At 42.7% G+C, this 18,274-nt stretch carries 19 protein-coding genes; 12 read left to right on the top strand and 7 right to left on the bottom strand.

Annotated elements, in window-relative coordinates; genetic code table 11:
- Positions 1 to 47: 47 nt before the first annotated feature.
- Both MHI11_RS15170 and MHI11_RS15165 read right to left on the bottom strand, forming a co-directional pair.
- A complete protein-coding gene (locus tag MHI11_RS15170; RefSeq protein ID WP_106065786.1) occupies positions 48 to 245 on the bottom strand; it encodes a hypothetical protein in 198 nt (65 codons plus the stop codon).
- Entirely contained in the window at positions 242 to 1,513 is a 1,272-nt protein-coding gene (locus MHI11_RS15165) for a BaiN/RdsA family NAD(P)/FAD-dependent oxidoreductase (protein ID WP_044142185.1), read from the bottom strand. The genes MHI11_RS15170 and MHI11_RS15165 overlap by 4 nt, the downstream gene beginning before the upstream one ends.
- A 175-nt stretch (positions 1,514 to 1,688) precedes the next feature.
- Between MHI11_RS15165 and MHI11_RS15160 the strand changes: the two genes are divergently transcribed.
- The gene (locus MHI11_RS15160) at positions 1,689 to 3,311 is read left to right on the top strand and encodes a putative polysaccharide biosynthesis protein (RefSeq protein ID WP_111911334.1); all 1,623 of its coding nucleotides are present in this window, start codon (positions 1,689 to 1,691) and stop codon (positions 3,309 to 3,311) included.
- 16 nt (positions 3,312 to 3,327) lie between these two features.
- Positions 3,328 to 4,044: a pseudouridine synthase gene (locus tag MHI11_RS15155; RefSeq protein WP_106065784.1), complete on the top strand. Its 717-nt coding sequence runs from the start codon at positions 3,328 to 3,330 to the stop codon at positions 4,042 to 4,044.
- A gap of 76 nt (positions 4,045 to 4,120) precedes the next feature.
- Here MHI11_RS15155 and MHI11_RS15150 read toward each other — a convergent pair whose 3' ends face one another.
- Positions 4,121 to 4,342: a DeoR family transcriptional regulator gene (locus MHI11_RS15150; protein ID WP_008356419.1), complete on the bottom strand. Its 222-nt coding sequence runs from the start codon at positions 4,340 to 4,342 to the stop codon at positions 4,121 to 4,123.
- A gap of 371 nt (positions 4,343 to 4,713) precedes the next feature.
- Complete coding sequence (locus tag MHI11_RS15145; RefSeq protein WP_044142189.1) at positions 4,714 to 6,012, bottom strand: NCS2 family permease; 1,299 nt, start codon at positions 6,010 to 6,012, stop codon at positions 4,714 to 4,716.
- 94 nt (positions 6,013 to 6,106) lie between these two features.
- On the opposite strand from MHI11_RS15145, the gene pepV reads away from it, so the two are divergent.
- Together pepV and MHI11_RS15135 are read left to right on the top strand one after the other, a co-directional pair.
- Positions 6,107 to 7,507, top strand: a complete 1,401-nt coding sequence (gene pepV, locus MHI11_RS15140; RefSeq protein WP_340961416.1) for a dipeptidase PepV — start codon at positions 6,107 to 6,109, stop codon at positions 7,505 to 7,507.
- 23 nt (positions 7,508 to 7,530) lie between these two features.
- Positions 7,531 to 8,157, top strand: coding sequence for a Type 1 glutamine amidotransferase-like domain-containing protein (locus MHI11_RS15135; protein WP_106065782.1), 627 nt, complete (start codon positions 7,531 to 7,533; stop codon positions 8,155 to 8,157).
- Between the two features lie 48 nt (positions 8,158 to 8,205).
- Here MHI11_RS15135 and cysK read toward each other — a convergent pair whose 3' ends face one another.
- Positions 8,206 to 9,135, bottom strand: coding sequence for a cysteine synthase A (cysK, locus tag MHI11_RS15130; RefSeq protein WP_044142192.1), 930 nt, complete (start codon positions 9,133 to 9,135; stop codon positions 8,206 to 8,208).
- Between the two features lie 94 nt (positions 9,136 to 9,229).
- Here cysK and thpR point away from each other — a divergent pair, with 94 nt between their 5' ends.
- The 4 genes from thpR to MHI11_RS15110 all read left to right on the top strand — a co-directional run bounded on the left by thpR (position 9,230) and on the right by MHI11_RS15110 (position 12,806).
- Complete coding sequence (gene thpR, locus MHI11_RS15125) at positions 9,230 to 9,781, top strand: RNA 2',3'-cyclic phosphodiesterase (protein ID WP_052465550.1); 552 nt, start codon at positions 9,230 to 9,232, stop codon at positions 9,779 to 9,781.
- A 25-nt stretch (positions 9,782 to 9,806) separates the two neighbouring features.
- The gene (locus MHI11_RS15120; protein WP_044142194.1) at positions 9,807 to 10,742 is read left to right on the top strand and encodes a hypothetical protein; all 936 of its coding nucleotides are present in this window, start codon (positions 9,807 to 9,809) and stop codon (positions 10,740 to 10,742) included.
- A 48-nt stretch (positions 10,743 to 10,790) separates the two neighbouring features.
- Entirely contained in the window at positions 10,791 to 11,720 is a 930-nt protein-coding gene (locus MHI11_RS15115) for a YegS/Rv2252/BmrU family lipid kinase (protein WP_106029013.1), read from the top strand.
- A gap of 285 nt (positions 11,721 to 12,005) precedes the next feature.
- The gene (locus tag MHI11_RS15110) at positions 12,006 to 12,806 is read left to right on the top strand and encodes a phosphotransferase family protein (RefSeq protein WP_170966030.1); all 801 of its coding nucleotides are present in this window, start codon (positions 12,006 to 12,008) and stop codon (positions 12,804 to 12,806) included.
- Here MHI11_RS15110 and MHI11_RS15105 read toward each other — a convergent pair.
- A complete protein-coding gene (locus MHI11_RS15105; protein WP_340961411.1) occupies positions 12,803 to 13,078 on the bottom strand; it encodes a YtzH-like family protein in 276 nt (91 codons plus the stop codon). The two genes, MHI11_RS15110 and MHI11_RS15105, sit on opposite strands and share 4 nt — an antisense overlap.
- 188 nt (positions 13,079 to 13,266) lie before the next feature.
- Here MHI11_RS15105 and trmB point away from each other — a divergent pair, with 188 nt between their 5' ends.
- The 3 genes from trmB (at position 13,267) to MHI11_RS15090 (ending at position 16,642) form a co-directional block, all read left to right on the top strand.
- The gene (trmB, locus tag MHI11_RS15100; protein ID WP_044142198.1) at positions 13,267 to 13,908 is read left to right on the top strand and encodes a tRNA (guanosine(46)-N7)-methyltransferase TrmB; all 642 of its coding nucleotides are present in this window, start codon (positions 13,267 to 13,269) and stop codon (positions 13,906 to 13,908) included.
- Positions 13,909 to 14,022: 114 nt separating this feature from the next.
- Positions 14,023 to 14,871: a YtnP family quorum-quenching lactonase gene (locus MHI11_RS15095; protein ID WP_044142199.1), complete on the top strand. Its 849-nt coding sequence runs from the start codon at positions 14,023 to 14,025 to the stop codon at positions 14,869 to 14,871.
- Positions 14,872 to 14,944: 73 nt separating this feature from the next.
- On the top strand, positions 14,945 to 16,642 hold the full coding sequence (locus MHI11_RS15090; RefSeq protein ID WP_080984725.1) for an NAD-dependent malic enzyme: 1,698 nt from the start codon (positions 14,945 to 14,947) through the stop codon (positions 16,640 to 16,642).
- Positions 16,643 to 16,684: 42 nt separating this feature from the next.
- Here the strand turns inward: MHI11_RS15090 and MHI11_RS15085 are convergent, their stop codons facing one another.
- Complete coding sequence (locus tag MHI11_RS15085; RefSeq protein WP_003217759.1) at positions 16,685 to 16,999, bottom strand: PepSY domain-containing protein; 315 nt, start codon at positions 16,997 to 16,999, stop codon at positions 16,685 to 16,687.
- A gap of 199 nt (positions 17,000 to 17,198) precedes the next feature.
- Between MHI11_RS15085 and MHI11_RS15080 the strand changes: the two genes are divergently transcribed.
- On the top strand, positions 17,199 to 18,272 hold the full coding sequence (locus tag MHI11_RS15080) for a M42 family metallopeptidase (RefSeq protein WP_340961408.1): 1,074 nt from the start codon (positions 17,199 to 17,201) through the stop codon (positions 18,270 to 18,272).
- The last annotated feature ends 2 nt before the right edge of the window (positions 18,273 to 18,274 follow it).

Raw genomic sequence — 18,274 nt, 5'->3', positions numbered from 1 at the left:
TTCTCACTCGACCTCTACTTTACCGTAACATGTTTTGCTTCCATTAATCAACTATCGATATGTGAAGATGATTTTTCTTCGATTCGTTTACGAAGACGATAAACGTATTCTTTTAAACAAACAGCGAAGATGGTAAACGCCAACACAATGGCAACTTTTAATGGGGTAATGGACAGCTTCAAGAAAAAAGCGGCTGTCAAGCTAATAACGACTGCAAATACAATTGGAAATGCACGTCTGATCATTGATCTCTCTCCTTTGCTTCTAGTGCAGCATTCATACCAGCAAGTCTGCCTGTTACAAGTGCTGACGTGATATTGTATCCGCCTGTATAACCATGGATGTCTAGAATTTCTCCGCAGAAATAAAGGCCGGGCATTTTTTTAGACGCCATTTTTTTCGGTTCAATTTCTTTCACAGAAACGCCGCCTCCTGTGACAAACGCTTTGTCCAAAGAGAGTGTACCGTTCGCATGAACGATAAAATGTTTGCAATCATGGGCGAATGCGCGCAGTTTGTCCTTAGCAAGACCAGAAAAAGTGTCTTGCGGATCTATACCGTTCCTCTCTAACAGAAACAATAAATAGCGTTCTTGCATCCAAGACTTTAGGACATTTTTAATGGCTTTTTTTGGTTCATCTTTTAGGTCTCGATGAAGCTTTTGGAAGAGATCTTCGTCATTAAGCTTCGGATATAAGTCTATTTGCAGACGGACGACCTGCTGCTTTTTCAATTCTTTCACCACAAATCCGCTGCATCTAAGAACAGCTGGGCCGGATAAGCCAAAGTGTGTAAAGATCATATCCATGACATGTGTGACGACGGGTTTTCCTTTTTTATTTAAAACACTGACAGCCACACTTCTTAAAGAAAGCCCTTGGAGCACTTTTTCTTTTATAAAACGTTCATCTGATGTGACCGGTACTTCTGTTGGGAAGAGCTCTGTAATTGTATGACCAGCGGCTTCTGCCCATGCGTAGCCGTCACCAGTAGAACCAGTATGCGGCACACTTTTTCCGCCAACAGCAATCACAATGGAATTACTTGAAATTTTTTCATCATTATTTGTAACAATTCCGGCTGCTTGTCCGTCTTGATACAGAACTGTTTTAATCTTTTCATTCGTTCGAATGGTAACATTGAGGTTGCGGAGCCTGTCTAAAAGGGCATCCACAACAGATTGTGCTTTGTTTGAGACAGGGAACATACGTCCATGGTCTTCTTCTTTAAGTTCAATGCCGAGGTTTTCAAAAAATGAAATAATATCCTCGTTATTGAACTCAGAAAATGCACTATATAAAAAACGGCCGTTTCCGGGAATATGCTTGATGATTTCTTCTACTGGAAGGCGATTGGTGACGTTACAGCGTCCACCGCCAGAAATGGCAAGCTTTCTGCCAAGCTTGGTTCCTTTGTCAATTAACAGAACAGTTGCACCGTGCTCTGCTGATGCAATCGCGGCCATCAGTCCAGAAGGTCCACCGCCTATGACAATGACATCATAATGTTTCATGTTACATTCCTCTTTCTACTTTCAGTCATTCATCTATTATAACGAAAATTGGGGAAGGCTGAAATATGAATTGATTGGTTTTGTACCTTCTGTATTGGATTTGTTACCTGTGCGTCGAAATGATGTGGTAAAATAGTTGAGTTGAATATTCATTAGAAAAATGGTGGTTAAGCGCATGTCTAATAAACTGCTTCGTGGTACGTTGGTTTTAACGATAGGGACTTATCTCTCTCGTATTCTTGGTATGATTTATTTAATTCCATTTAGCGCAATGGTTGGAGCTACTGGTGGAGCGCTATTCCAATATGGATACAATCAGTATACGATCTTTTTAAGTATTGCTACGCTTGGTTTTCCAACAGCGGTATCAAAATTTGTTTCTAAATATAATGCAATCGGCGATTATGAGACAACGAGAAAAATGTTCAGGGCGGGTATGTCGGTCATGCTTGTCACCGGGATTATCGCCTTTTCTATTTTATATTTGACCGCACCGATTTTTGCCAAGATTCAGCTTGGCGGATCAAATGAAATAGGTGGTTTGACTGTCGATCAAGTGGTATATGTGATTCGGATGGTCAGTTTAGGTCTTTTGGTTGTACCTATTATGAGTCTTGTGCGGGGGTTCTTCCAAGGACATTCTATGATGGGACCGACAGCTGTTTCCCAAGTCATTGAGCAGCTTGTCAGAATCATCTTTCTACTAACAGCAACGTTTATTATTTTAAAAGTGCTTGATGGCGGTCTTGTCATCGCTGTCGGATATGCCACATTTGCAGCACTTATTGGCGCATTTGGCGGTTTATTCACGCTTTATTTATATTGGCTGAAGCGCAAGGATCGACTCTTATCCATGCAGCCGAATACAGGTGCTTCCTCTGACTTATCTTATAAGCAAATGTTTACAGAGCTATTTAGCTATGCGGCACCGTATGTGTTTGTTGGACTAGCGATTCCAATTTATTCTTATATAGATACAAACACTATTAACAGAGCCATGATTGCATCAGGACATCAGGATATTAGTACAGCGGTATTGTCTATTGTGACGTTATATTTACCGAAGCTCGTGATGATTCCTGTGTCGCTTGCAACAGCGTTTGGCTTAACCTTGATACCAACGATTACAGAATCATTTACAGCTCGTAACTACAAGCTGCTCAATAGACAAATTGATCAGACAATGCAGGTCATATTATTTTTCGTGCTGCCTGCTTCATTTGGTATCTCGGCATTGGCTGGACCGGTTTATTGGTTTTTCTATCCGTCTGTTCATCCTGAGATTGGGATGTCAATTTTGTTCTGGTATGCACCTGTTGCGTTATTGTTTTCTTTATTCACCATTAATGCAGCGATTTTGCAGGGAATTAACAAACAAAAATTTGCCATCGTCAGTCTGTTGTTAGGGATCATCATTAAAACGGTTCTGAACATTCCGTTAATCAGTTGGCTGCAAGGAAATGGTTCTGTGCTTGCAACTGCATTAGGCTATAGCGCGTCCATCTTGTATATGTTTATCATGATTAAGCGCCATGCCGGCTATTCGTTCCGCAGGATTTTCAAACGATTTATTCTCATTGGTATTTTGACTGCGATTATGGCTGTAGTGGCGTATGTGACATGTCAGCTTGTGAGCCAAGTGATTTCGTATGAAGGTGGAATTGTTAATGCGGGTATTGTCATTTTGATTTCAATGATCACTGGCGGCGGTGTGTATCTGTTCCTGTCATATAAGGTAGGATTACTTGAGCGTGTACTCGGCAGCCGTATGCCGAAATTTTTAAGAAAAAAGAGTTAAGAAGAGGTGGAGTTTCATGAGGCTTGATAAATTGCTTGCTAGCAGCGGCTTTGGTTCAAGAAAAGATGTAAAGAAGCTGGTCAAGGCACGGGCAGTCACCGTGAATGGAGAACTGGCGAAGCAGGTGAAAGATCATGTTGATCCATCGAATGATGAAGTGCTCGTACACGGAGAGCGTGTAGAATATAAAGAATTCATTTACTTAATGATGAACAAACCAGATGGGGTCATCTCAGCAACTGAAGATTTGCGGGATGAAACGGTTGTCGATTTACTTGAGCCGGAGGATATCGCAAGGGAGCCATTTCCTGTCGGGAGACTGGACAAGGATACAGTCGGTCTTCTCCTCCTCACAAATGATGGACAGCTTGCACATCAATTACTTTCTCCAAAAAAGCATGTGCCAAAAACGTACGAAGTTCATTTGAAATATCCATTAGGAGATCAAGACATCAAGCGCCTTGAAGAGGGTGTTATCATTTTAGATGATTACCGTACGAAGCCGGCAAAGGTTGAAGTAGATGCGAATGAAAGTGAAGATACACGCATCCGTTTAACGATTACTGAAGGAAAGTACCATCAAGTGAAGCTGATGGCGCAAGCGGTGGGAAATGAAGTCATCTTTTTAAAAAGGCTCTCGATGGGGGCTGTCTCTTTAGATGAAGACCTAGCGCCTGGAGAGTACCGTGAATTAACGGATGAAGAATTAGACAGCTTAATCAATCGACCATAAATATAGAACAAAAGACAAAAGAAAAGAACCGGCATGTCGCCGGTTCTTTTTGTTATATGGACAGTTCATTATACGCTTAAGATGATATTTTTACTTTTTTTCTCGTTGTTTCCCATTTGCCTCTGCTTGGACTATGAACAAGATCGTTATAGGCAAGCACGTTTAAGTCTCTTTGAATGGTTCTAGGTGTGATCCCGAATTCATCAACCAGCTCTTGTGTCGTCACAAGACCTTTCTCTTGAATGAACATATAGACTGATTTTATTCGAGTCATCATACGGTTTGTTGAAGGTTTCAAAAAACCACTCCCTATCAATAAGATCGGATGGACTTGACTAACCACAACTTACTACACTAAAACTGCGAAATAAGGACATGCAACAATGGTAAATGTTCGTGTTTCTTAATGTTTTATTCTATTATACACGTTATTATGCATCTAGTTCCACCAAAAAGTCAACTTTACATGTTATTTAACTTGTCTTCATGAATCGAAACATGGTATATACCATGTTTTGAATTCGGTTACAACCCAATGGGCGTAAGGCGTATGGAGAATACTGTCACATTCAAACATCCAAAAATGAAACACAGAAAATTTACAAAATAAAAAATTCACTCATCTTAAAAAGACACATCCCTTGTTAGAATGTGCCTTTTTTGTTTCTGTTATCCTTCTAAGAAAAAGAGCTGAATGAAAAATAAAATGGCAAAAATAAGGACAAGAACATGTACTTCTCTCCATTTCCCTTTTGCCAGTTTCACAAGTGGATATGAAATAAATCCAAGTGAAATTCCGGTTGAAATACTAGATGTCAGCGGCATGGAAAGAATCACAAGAAAAGCAGGGAATGCTTCGTCTAGCTCGTTCCAGCGAATGCGTGACACGGAGTTCATCATCAAGCACCCGACAATGATGAGAACAGGTGATGTGATGGATGGTAAAGAAGAAATGGCTTGAACGAGCGGACCGAAAAACAATGCCACAATAAACAGTGCAGCGACTGTTAAAGACGTTAGCCCGGTTCTTCCGCCAGCAGCAACCCCAGAGGATGATTCAATATAAGCTGTTGTTGGGCTTGTTCCAAACATAGAACCAATCGTCGTTGCAGCAGAGTCAGCGAGCAGGGCTCTGCGTACCTTTGGCAGCTGGCCTTTTTTCATGAGTCCGGCTTGTTCAGCCACTCCGATCATTGTGCCCGTTGTATCAAAAATCGTCACTAGTAAGAAGGAGAAGACGACCGCATATAAATGATGAGAGAATACATCACCAAAGGCAGCGAATGGATTTGTAATCAGCATACCTTCTGGCAGTGCAGGGATGTCCATCAGCATCTTAGGGAAATGAAGCTGTCCTGTTACAAGGGCAATCAGTGTCGTTGCTAACATGCCGATAAACAGAGCACCATTGATTTGAAGTACCATTAAAATAACAGAGATCATTAAGCCGACAAGCGTTAAAATGACAACAGGCGAGCTTAAGTTGCCAAGCTTCACTAGATTTTCCGGGTCAGCTGTGATAATCCCAGACTGACGGAGGCCGATAAATGCAATAAAAAGCCCGATTCCGGCTGTAATGCCGTATTTTAAATTATCTGGAATGGCTTGAATCAGTTGTTTTCTAAGGGATGTTAACGATAAAATAATAAAGAGTATACCAGCAACAAATACCGCACTGAACGCTGTTTGATAGCTGATGCCGCCACCACCGACAACTGTAAAGGTGAAATAGACATTCAGCCCCATACCTGGTGCAATCGCAATCGGATAGTTTGCAAAAAGTGCCATCCAGAGCGTACCGACGACAGCAGCGATAATTGTTGCAGTAAAGACTTGGTCAAAAGGAATGCCTGCTTTTGAAAGAATTCCTGGATTAACGGCAACAATATATACCATGGTAAAGAATGTCGTCATACCAGCGATTAATTCTCTCTTTATGTTGGTTTGGTTTTCTTTTAACTGAAACATAAAATCCTCCATTTACGAACATTATTACAAAACAATTAATATAATATTCGTTTTAAGGGTGGATTGCAACCTTTTTTCAAGGAGGAATGGAAAAATGAATTGGGAAGCTGAAGTCATTCGAAAAAAAGACGACTTAATAAAGGACACACAATCTTTTTTGCAAATTGAAAGTGTCCTTGATGAAGAAGGAGGAAAAGAAGGACAGCCATTTGGTGAAAAAGTCGATCAGGCCCTTCAGTATATGCTGAAAAAAGGGGAAGACGAAGGCTTCACAGTCAAGAATGTGGATGGCTATGCAGGTCATATTGAATATGGAGAAGGCGAAGACATTGTAGGTGTGCTATGCCATGTGGACGTTGTGCCTGCTGGTGACGGCTGGACAACCCCGCCATTTTCAGCAGACATAAGAGAAAATAAAATATTTGCACGAGGCGCCATTGATGATAAAGGGCCAACCATGGCGGCTTTCTACGCACTGAAGATGTTAAAAGATACAGGGATGAAGCTGTCAAAAAAGATTCGAATGATCATTGGAACAGATGAAGAAAGTGATTGGCGCTGTGTGGACCATTATTTCAAGCATGAGGAGATGCCACAAATTGGATTCGCGCCAGATGCTGATTTTCCGATTATTCATGCTGAAAAAGGGATCGTTGATGCCATTGTGTCATTTACATATCAACGTACAGAACAACATCAGCGCTATACGCTCAAGCAATTCACATCGGGTATGCGGCTGAATATGGTGCCGGATGATTCAACTGCCACTGTGACAGCGGCACAAGAACACGATGCTGAATCATTAAAAACAGCTTTTGAAGCTTATCTTGCTGACAATCAATTATCAGGTGAGGTAAAGAATGTAGCGGATGGACTGCATTTCACATTAAAAGGTGAATCAGTTCATGCTATGGAGCCGGCGCATGGCATCAATGCGGGCATTCATATGGCCAATTTCCTATGTGGACAAGAATTAGATGAAGACGGGCTTGCGTTTACCTCTCAAATCAATGCTTTATTTGATCAGGATACAAGAGGGAAAAAGCTGGGGATTGCTTGCAAAGATCACATTAGCGGAGATTTGACTTTAAATGTTGGCACGATCCGCTATACACAAAGCGAGGAAGCGAAGCTAGGATTAAATGTCCGCTATCCAGTGACAGCAGACGGCAAGGACGTTAAAAAAGGGATCGAAGGCATCAAAGGGGCTACCCTTCTGAAATTTGACGACAGCCCTCCGCATCACGTTTCAAAAGATCATCCGCTTGTGAAAACATTGCAGCGGGTATATGAGGAACAAACGGGAGATCCAGCTCATCTGATTGCCATTGGTGGAGGAACGTATGCGAGATCTTTAGAAGCGGGCGTTGCCTTTGGTCCTCTCTTCCCTGGCAGACCAGATTGCGCACATCAGAAGGATGAATATATCGAAATCGACGACTTACTAAGAGCAACCGCTCTATATGCTCAAGCCATGTATGAATTGGCAAAATAGAAAAAGAGAAGAGGGGATTCACAGTGAAAAAAATGTTCTTATGCTCTTCATTCAAAGACAGCTATTCTCTCTTGTCTGACTTTGCGGGTGAATCATTAAAAGGAAAACGCGTGACATTTTTTCCAACAGCAAGTGCTGTGGAAGAAGTCACGCACTATGTAGAGGCAGCAAAAGAAGCCTTTCATCAACTCGGTATGCAGCTAGAAACCGTTCAAATAGCTGAGCAGTCTACCGAAGAAATCACCAAGATGATGAAACAAAATGATGTGATGTACGTATCAGGAGGCAACACCTTCTATTTGCTGCAGGAATTGAGAAAGCACGGTCTCGATGACGTGCTAAAAGAAGAAATCAATAAAGGCAAGTTGTACATTGGTGAATCCGCAGGGAGTATCATCATGGCGCCAAGCATTGAATATATCTCCGTGATGGATGATCGGCAGAAGGCACCAGAGCTTTCATCTTATCAAGGATTCAATGAGATAAGCTACTGTCCGGTACCGCATATGTACAATACCTATTTAGGCGAGGCTGCGCAGCAAATCATGGAGCAGTATGAGCAGACGCTCGATTTATGCCCGCTTACTGATGAGCAGGCTTTACTCATCACAGGGGAGCAGGCTGAGGTGAAGGCTGTCAAATCGTCCTAACCGAGAAAAGAAGAAAAAGGAACAGGGATTCATTGCCCTGTTCCTTTTTTAATCTTGAAAAACATCACTTGATAAGTATCGTTCGCCTGTATCTGCTGTCATACAGATCACAATTTGATCTGCCGGCAATTGCTTGGCTGTTTCAATCGCAGCATAGCAGGCTGCACCAGATGATGGACCAACTAAAATTCCTTCAAGACGGGCAAGCTGACGTGTGATAGTGTACGCATCTTCATCGCTTACTTGCACGATCTCATCATAGACATGCTCATTTAAAATATGAGGAATAAATCCTGGACTTGTGCCAACAAGTTTATGTTTGCCAGGTTTCCCGCCAGATAAGACTGGAGATCCCTTCGGCTCTGCCACACGTATGGTTAAATGAGGGAATGCTTTCTTTAATTCCTCACCAGTGCCTGTAATGGTTCCGCCAGTTCCTGCTGTTGCGACAAAGGCTCCAAGGGGCTTGCCAAGTTGTTTGACAGCTTCCATGATTTCAACAGCCGTTGTGCCTCTATGAGCATCTGGATTCGCTCTATTATCAAATTGCATCGGGATAAAGCTATGAGGAATTTGAGCTGCCAGCTCCTCTGCTTTGCGAATACAGCCTGGCATTTTTTCTTCTCCTGGGGTTAAAATGACCTGCGCCCCGTAAGCCTTCAAAATATTGATTCGTTCCTTTGTCATCGTATCAGGCATCACAAGGATGGCTTGATACCCTCTAGCTGCTGCGTTCATAGCTAAACCAATCCCTGTATTCCCACTCGTCGGTTCAATAATGGTCGCTCCTTTTGTAAGCTTCCCTTGTTTTTCAGCCTCAACGATCATATTGTAAGCAGCGCGGTCCTTCACACTTCCGCTAGGATTAAACGATTCCAGCTTTAAATAAACAGCTGCCGCATTGTCTGGCTGAAGCCTCTGTAATTGAACAAGTGGTGTATCGCCAATCAGCTCAGCTATATTTTGTGCAACCTTCATCATGTGACACCCTTTCTTCTCATTCCGCATTTCTTTAGTTATACTATCATCAATGGGGATTCGTAAAGTTTGTTATAAAAGGACAGGTGATATTGTGTCAGAAAACCGTCATTATTTTATTGGGGTTCACATCCCTGAACAACTTGCGCATCAAATCAAAAAAGACATTGATCAAAGAAGCGGACTGTCTTTTCAAAAATGGACAGCACCACATGATTATCATGTGACCTTGATCTTTTTAGGTGCCATTCCAGATGAGCGCTTAAAGAAGATCATCGAGCTGCTTGAGATCCTCTCAAAGGAAGCCGCTGCATTTTCACTTGAGCTGAATGAGGTCGGACAGTTTGGCACGAAGGAACGCCCAAGAGTCTTTTTTGCAAAACCTGATGAAAGTGAACCACTCATGCAATTAAGAGAAAAGGTGAAAGAAGCCGTATTGTCAGCAGGACATCCTGTTGAAAAGAGACCGTTTCATCCGCATATGACGATTGCACGCAAATGGAACGCGGATCACTCTTTTGCAGAACAAGCGCCTTTACGCAAAGAGCCATACGTGATAGAGGTTTCTTGTATGACTCTATATGAAATACGTCCGAGAGAAACCCCGCGTTATCACGCAATCAAACAATTTGCACTACATAAATGATTCTAAAAGTTGGAGTGAGCAGCAGATGGCGCAAATTATCAAAATTCAAGATTATATATCACGATATGAACAAGACCCGCATCACTACATCAATCAATTCATTCGATTGAAAAAGCAAAGGTGGGACGAGTTAAAAAAAGCTTCAAAAGAGAAGACGCAGCATTCATTTGACCAAATCTCTGAACAAGTGCCTAAACAAGAGGAGGAAAAGAGAAAGAAATTCTCCTTAAAGAGAAAGCAAAAAGAAGCCGATATGAAGAAGGAACGGGACCTGAGTCTTTTTAACGAGCCGACAGATATAGAGCAAGGTGTCTTTACAAACGTTCCTACAGATGAAACGAAGCTCATTCATTTTTTTAAGGATCATCTATTCGATGTTCAATTAAAATGGGCGAGCTCGACGATTTCCAACATTTCGACCGTTTCCCATCACATTCGATATGACGAAAAGCTGCGCATGCTTGCTAGGCAGCTTCCGGATTCATATTTTGTGATGTACAAACCGGTGCTGCTCATTCAAAAAGCAGAGATGGAATTATGTCCAGTCCTCATTACGCCGCTGGAAGTGATTTGTTTATCCTTCTTAGAGGCAGAGCCTGACAGCGTATATATCGGAACGAAGGAACGTTTTTGGGAAAAGCGGGCGAATGGGAAAGCGGTTCAGTCCGTTTTGAATCCTTGCGCAAGCCTTCTACGCTCTGGCACCGTCGTGTCAAAGATCTTACAGCAAAGCGGTGCCCATCTTCCTGTGAAAAAAATCTTGATCAGCCGTACCTCTTATATTGACTTACCGGAAGTTCCATACGGGATGGAGGTTGTCGATAAGAAGAAGGCGGAAGATTGGTTTGAAAAGCAGCGGAAAAATACTGCGCCGACAAAGCATCAGCAATTTAAGGCGACAAAAGCATTACTTGCTTATGGTGAATCAGACAGCAAAAGAAGGCAGGAATGGCTCGATTAAAGGCATAATGGAAGGTCACGAAAAATGAGACCTGAGTGGAGCTAATATATGAATGAATGGTACTTTATCGTTAATCCAGCAGCAGGACATGGAAAAGGACTTCGTACATGGAGGAGCATAGAGAAAGAACTACAAAAGGTGGAGATCTCATATCGATCGTTTCTCACCCAGCATGAAGGTCATGCAGAAGTATTGGCAAGACAAATTAGCGCCATGCAAGATGACAGGCTGAAGCGCCTGATTGTCATTGGCGGTGACGGAACCATTCATGAAGTCCTAAATGGCTTAAAGGAAATGGATCATGTGCAGCTAAGCTTTGTCCCCGCCGGTCATTGGAATGATGCGGCGAAGGGCCTTGGCATCCATCGTCAAGATGTCCTAAAAGAAGTGAGAAAGCAAAAGAGAATGCTCACCAAAACATTTTCACTCGGCTCCTTTCAAGATCACGCAGAAAGCGCGCAATCCGTTCTCTTTCTCAATCATATCGGTGCGGGGTTTGATGCGCATGTGCTAAGGAAAACAGTGTATTTCAGAGGAAAAAAGTGGTTGAAACGACTGGGGCTTGGGTTTATCATCTACCCGCTGTCATTTCTCCATTCTTTATGGTCCTTTAAGCCGTTCGACCTTGCGCTGTTTATTGAAAACGAGAAGAAGGTCTTTCGCCAAGTGTGGTTTGTGATTGTTTGTAATCACCCCTATTACGGAGGCGGGCTGGAAGCAGCACCAGAAGTGAGCGCGAGGCAGCCAGGCTTTCAAACACTCGTTGTCACAGATTTGAATCCATTTAAAGTGCTCTTTTTTCTAAGTGCGATGGTGTTTCGCAAGCACCTTGGAATGAAGGGCGTTACCCTGTTTCAACACGAAGAAGCGTACTTGGAGGCAGATGGAAAAATCTTATTTCATGCAGATGGAGAAGTGATTGGTGCAACGCCTGTTTTTGTGAAGACGAGTGATCGCTCCTTAAAATTACGTGCTTAAATCATGTCCCATGAATGTCCTAGTCAAAGAACCATGAAAAAAGCCTTTCTTTTCATAAGGTTCTTGTCCTGATTTTCTAGTTTTGCTTGACGAGTATAAGAAGGTAACGATAAAATCTATAGGACGGCTATTGTTTAGCATCTCAATCTCAATAGCTGTCCTTTTTGTTTTTATGATCATATAAATAAAAAAAGAAACAGCCTATTGACCTTCAATCGGCTGAATTTTGTCGACTAAAAAAGCACGATTTAAAATATTTTAAGAAATGATGGGTTGAAAATTGATATGAACTGGTTGGGACAAATATTAGGTAGCGAATGGCACATCTCTCCTGCTGGAGGCGCTACGGGAGATGCGTACTTCGCAACACACAATGACCAAAAGCTATTTTTAAAACGCAATACGTCACCGTTTCTTGCGGTTTTGTCAGCTGAAGGCATTGTGCCGAAGCTTGTCTGGACAAAACGGATGGAAAATGGGGATGTCATCACTGCGCAGCACTGGCTGAGCGGCAGAGAGCTGAAGCCAAAGGACATGAATGACCGTCCTGTCGCAGAGCAGCTAAGAAAAATTCATACATCGAAAGAATTGCTTGATATGCTGAAACGATTAGAGAAGCACTCTCTAGACCCAGCATCCATTCTGAAGCATTTAAAACAGTCCATATTTAAAGAGCAAATTGATTCGCGCGACGTCACACGTGCCATCCAGTACTTAGAGAAGCATGTGGAGGCAGTTCAATTTGAAGACAAGGTCGTGTGTCATTGTGACCTCAATCATAATAATTGGCTGCTGACAGATGAAAACCAGCTTTACTTGATCGATTGGGATGGGGCGATGATTGCTGACCCAGCCATTGATCTTGGACCACTTTTATACCATTATGTTGAAGAAGAGAACTGGGAAAGCTGGCTCTCAATGTACGGTGCCCCGCTGACGGACAATTTGCGAAAACGCATGGCTTGGTACGTCCTCGCTGAAACCGTATCGTTTGTTGTGTGGCATAAAAGAAAAGGAAATGAAAAAGCGCAGCAAGAAGTGCAAGCGGAGCTGTGCGCACTCTTACAGCGGTTAAATATTCATTAAGACAGAGGAATATTCTCGACCCACTCTGACAAATGCGATTGATGCGCCTCAATATGTGCAACGATTGAACTGACAGAAGTGCCCTTTTGGCTGTAATCATGAATATCTGTTAATAATTGACGAATGTCGGCATCAAGGTCTTCTTTTGCCAGCATTAATTGAATCACGCGTCCCACCTGTTCATATTCTGCAACAGTCCCGCAGCAATCCAACTGGTGGTCGGTTAAAATATCTTTGATTAATTGAAGCTGATGTTGACGGTTTAATCCCATACGTATGCTCCTTTTCTGCGTGTCATTTATGTGGTTAAACTGTGCATTCAGCGCCCAATTTATACATGCGGCAGACCAGCTCAAGCGAAGGGCTGGTCTTTTTCATATGCGCATAAAGATGCTGTCTTGCGGGTCTTTATGTTTCATGGTATCTTGATAAAATGTAAAGAAAATAGAGGTGTATCAAATTGAGAATGCGACATAAACCATGGGCTGATGATTACTTAGCTGAAAATGCTCATATTGCCTTAGCAAGCCCCGAGCAATATAAAGGGAAATGGCATGAGCTATTTGGAAATGATCATCCAATCCATATCGAAGTTGGCACAGGAAAAGGGAGCTTTATCGCTGGAATGGGCAAGCTTCATCCTGATATCAACTATATTGGCATTGAATTATTTAAAAGTGTCATTGTGACAGCAGTAGATAAAATCAAAGAGACAGATGTTGAAAATGTAAAGCTTTTGAACATTAATGCGGAAACGCTGACAGATGTGTTTGCGGCAAATGAGATTGACCGAGTGTATTTGAATTTCTCTGATCCGTGGCCAAAAGCAAGACATGAAAAGCGCAGATTGACGTTTAAGGCCTTTTTAGAGCGATATGAACATATTCTTCGTCCAGGCGGTGAATTGCATTTCAAAACAGATAACCGCGGGTTATTTGAATATTCTTTAAAGAGCTTTTCTGCATATGGCCTTCTTTTAACGTATGTAAGCTTAGATTTACATAAGGACGGACTAGAAGGAAATGTGATGACGGAATACGAAGAGAAATTCTCGTCTATGGGACAACCTATTTATCGATCAGAAGTGAAATTTCCAGAATAACAAGTGACATCAAGCTGGCTGCAAAAAAATTGCAGTCAGCTTTTTTCATGAAAAGATTGATGCATGCGATTTTTGGCTGTATTTGCTACGATAGAAAAAGGAGGGATGACAGCAATGGAGACAATGAACATAGGTGACATGGAACTGTTCTGGTTAAACGGGGGAGATACACACATGGACGGCGGTGCGATGTTTGGTGTGGTGCCAAAGCCGTTATGGTCAAAAAAATACCCGGTGAACGATCGCAATCAAATTGAACTGCGGTGTGACCCAATCCTTATACGGTGGAATGGTCTCCATTTTTTAGTGGATTCCGGCATCGGATCAGGTAAGCTGACGGATAAACAAAAACGCAATTACGGCGTAACAGAAGAGACGAAATTGGAAGAGTCACTCGCGGCACTTGGCCTGCAAACAGCAGATATTGATTACGTCTTAATGACGCATCTTCACTTCGATCATGCAAGCGGATTAACAAAACGTGAAGGAGAAAAGCTCGTGTCTGTTTTTCCGCAAGCAAAAATCATCACATCCAAAATCGAATGGGATGAAATGAGGGCGCCTAACATCCGCTCAAGAAATACATATTGGAAAGAAAACTGGGAGCCTGTAGCAGATCAAGTGGTGCCATTTGAAGAAAGCATCGAAGTAATAGAAGGCATTCAGCTGCATCATACAGGCGGTCATAGCAATGGCCATAGCATCTTAACGCTCACAAGTCAGGGCGAAACAGCGATTCATTTAGCTGACATTATGCCAACGCACGCTCATAAAAATCCATTATGGGTCTTGGCATATGATGATTACCCAATGACCTCAATTCCAGCTAAGCAAAAATGGCAGGCATTTGCAGAAGAAAAAAATGCGTGGTACTTGTTTTATCATGATGCGATTTACCGCGCTGTTAAGTGGGATGAAGATGGGCAAATCACACATGAAGTCAAAAGAGAAACAGGGAGATAAAAGATCATCTGCATGTTTTTTCGCCTTTCACACAAAATAACGACAAAATGAACTTGTGAAAGGAAGAGTGCAGGTGAACCAATTTTATCGTGTACATGGTGATGTCATTGAAACACCATTAAGAGGGATGGAAGTCATGTCCGTCCCTTATTTAAACAAAGGGGTTGCATTTACGAAGGAAGAGCGGGAAGAGCTTGGTTTAAAGGGATTTCTACCGCCTAAAGTTTTAACATTAGAGGATCAGGCAAAGCGTGCATATGAGCAGTTCAAGGCACAGCCGGATGAACTTGGGAAAAATGTGTATTTAACATCACTTCATGACAGAAACGAAGTGCTTTTTTACAAATTATTAAATGAGCACTTGGCAGAGATGCTGCCGATTGTCTACACACCGACGGTTGGAACAGCCATTCAGCGTTATAGCCACGAGTATCGAAAGCCAAGAGGGCTTTATTTATCAATTGATGACTTGGAAGGCATGGAAGAAATATTTGCCTCTTACGGTGTGGATGAATCCATTGACTTAATCGTTGCGACAGATGCAGAAGGCATTTTAGGTATTGGAGACTGGGGTGTTGGCGGTATTGCCATTTCAGTCGGGAAACTTGCTGTTTATACAGCTGCAGCAGGCATTGATCCTAGCCGCGTGCTGGCCGTAGTACTTGATGCCGGGACGAACCAAGAAAGTCTCTTGAATGATCCACTTTATGTTGGAAATCAGCATTCTCGCGTTCGAGGCGAGCGTTATGATCAGTTTATCGATCAATATGTAGAGCTTGCCCGCGCAACCTTTCCAAATGCCCTCCTTCACTGGGAAGACTTTGGGACAAAAAATGCACGAGCCATATTGGAAAAATATAAGGAACGGATTTGTACATTTAATGATGACATTCAAGGGACTGGAGCTGTTTCACTTGCTGCGGTTATGGCATGTGCAAAAGCTTCGAAGGTTCCGCTGAAAGATCACCGAATCGTCATTTTCGGAGCGGGTACGGCAGGGATTGGTATAGCGGAGCAGATCCGTGATGCGATTGTCAGAGACGGAGTCAAAGAAGAGGAATCATATGATCATTTCTGGTGTATTGATAAAACAGGTTTACTTACAGATGATTCGCCTGACATTCAGCCATTTCAAAAGCCATATGCAAGACGTTCTGACGAAGTAAAGGATTATGCCCGTAACGGTCCTAAGCATTCCATTGATTTATTAGAGGTCGTCAAACAGGCAAAACCAACCATCTTAATTGGCACCTCGACAGTAGGAGGAGCATTTACAGAGGAAATTGTGAAAGAAATGGCGTCACACGTAGAGCGCCCAGCGATTTTACCGATGTCGAACCCGACACCTCTTTCAGAAGCAAAGCCTGAAGATCTCATTGAGTGGACAGAAGGACGCGCCCTCGTGACAACAGGAAGCCCATTTGATCCTGTCGAATATGGCGGCGTCACATATGAAATTGGGCAAGCAAATAATGCTCTTGTGTTCCCAGGGCTTGGCCTTGGAACGATTGTGTCTAAAGCACGCCTCATGACAGACAGCATGTTTGTTGCGAGTGCTGAAGCGATTGCCAGCATGGTCAATGTCGGAAAGCCGGGTGCAGCGATGCTGCCAAGTGTCGATCAGCTTCGAACCGTTTCAGCGACAGTAGCTGTTCGTGTGGCGCAAGCAGCGATCGATGAAGGAATTGCAGAGGAAACGCCTGAGGACCTTATTCAGGCAGTACAGGACGCTATGTGGCATCCTGTGTACAAAAAAATCAAAGCCATATAAAAAAGAAGCTTCGCAAGGACACCCTTTGCGAAGCTTTCTTTATCAAGCCACAGAATCAATGACATCCACAATCATGCCTGTTTTGGCATCAATCATGACTTCGTACTGTTCAAGCTCGCCAAAGGCTGAGCGAGTAATGCCAGATTTGTACACATCAATCGTTTCACCATTTACGGTATACGGTTCTGGTACAGTATAAATCCAAGAGCCATCAATCGGGCCGCGCTGTTTAAAAGCGGATTTCACAATTTTTAATGCTTTTTCAGACGAGATATACGTAGGGAAAAATACTTTCTTTGCAACAATTGCAGCGGCTACGCCAATACTCGCACCAATCAGAACATGTTTTAACTTCAACGTGCTGCACCTCCGTATTGCTGTTTTTTCCATTATACAAAACTTGTCCATTGATGTTAAGGAATCCGAATAGTTGAAAGCATATTCAAAATTTCTGGAGAGATACTTGGAAAACCGAAAGAATTCTTATAGTATAAAGTGAGTGTTATTTTTATAGGAATATATATGGTCATTACATAGAAACGAGGTAAATCGTAGAATGAATGAAGAAACATTGTCGCTTTTCCGAAATTTAACAGAATTACAAGGTACTCCAGGTAATGAGCAACATGTACGTGCTTTTATGAAAAAGGAACTTGAGAAATATTCTGACGAACTCATTCAGGATCGTCTTGGCGGTGTGTTTGGGGTTCGCAAGGGACCAGAGAACGCACCTAAAATCATGGTGGCTGGTCATATGGATGAAGTGGGATTCATGGTTTCATCCATTACAAAAAACGGGATGATACGCTTCCAAACACTCGGCGGCTGGTGGAGTCAAGTCATGCTGGCGCAGCGTGTCGACGTTCATACCGATCACGGGCCAATTCCTGGTGTCGTCTCTAGTACACCGCCTCATCTTCTAACACCAGAACAAAAAAGCAAACCTGTGAAACCATCAGACATGCTCATTGATATTGGTGCAGACAGTGAAGAAGAGGCAAAAGAACTTGGCGTTCGCCCAGGACAGCAAATCGTGCCTGCAACAGTCTTTACCCCTATGGCGAATCCTAAAAAGATTTTAGCGAAGGCTTGGGATAACCGCTATGGCTGCGGACTTGCGATTGAATTATTAAAAGAAATAAAAGACGAACCACTTTCATGTCATCTGTATTCAGGTGCAACGGTTCAGGAAGAAGTAGGGCTTAGAGGGGCAGAAGTAGCTGCGAATATGATTCAGCCGGATCTGTTTTTTGCTTTAGATGCAAGCCCTGCAAACGATGTGACAGGTGACAAAACCCAATTCGGCCAGCTTGGTAAAGGTGCACTTTTGCGTATTTTTGATCGAACCATGATTACGCACCGCGGGATGAAAGACTTTGTGCTTGATACGGCTGAGTCAAACAATATTCCATACCAATACTTCGTATCACCAGGTGGTACGGACGCTGGACGTGTGCATATTTCAAACCAAGGCGTGCCTTCTGCTGTCATTGGAGTGTGTGCTCGCTACATTCACACAAGTCATTCAGTATTGCATGTGGATGACTATGCAGCGGCAAAAGAATTAATCGTCCGTCTTGTGAAAAACTGTGATCAAAGTACAGTGGATTCTATATATCAACAGGTGTAAAT

Origin of the sequence: Bacillus sp. FSL K6-3312 (assembly GCF_038007485.1) — a bacterium.
Lineage (GTDB): Bacteria > Bacillota > Bacilli > Bacillales > Bacillaceae > Bacillus > Bacillus pumilus.
Note: the sequence above shows the minus strand (reverse complement) of the source record. Positions and strands in the feature narration are given on the sequence as shown.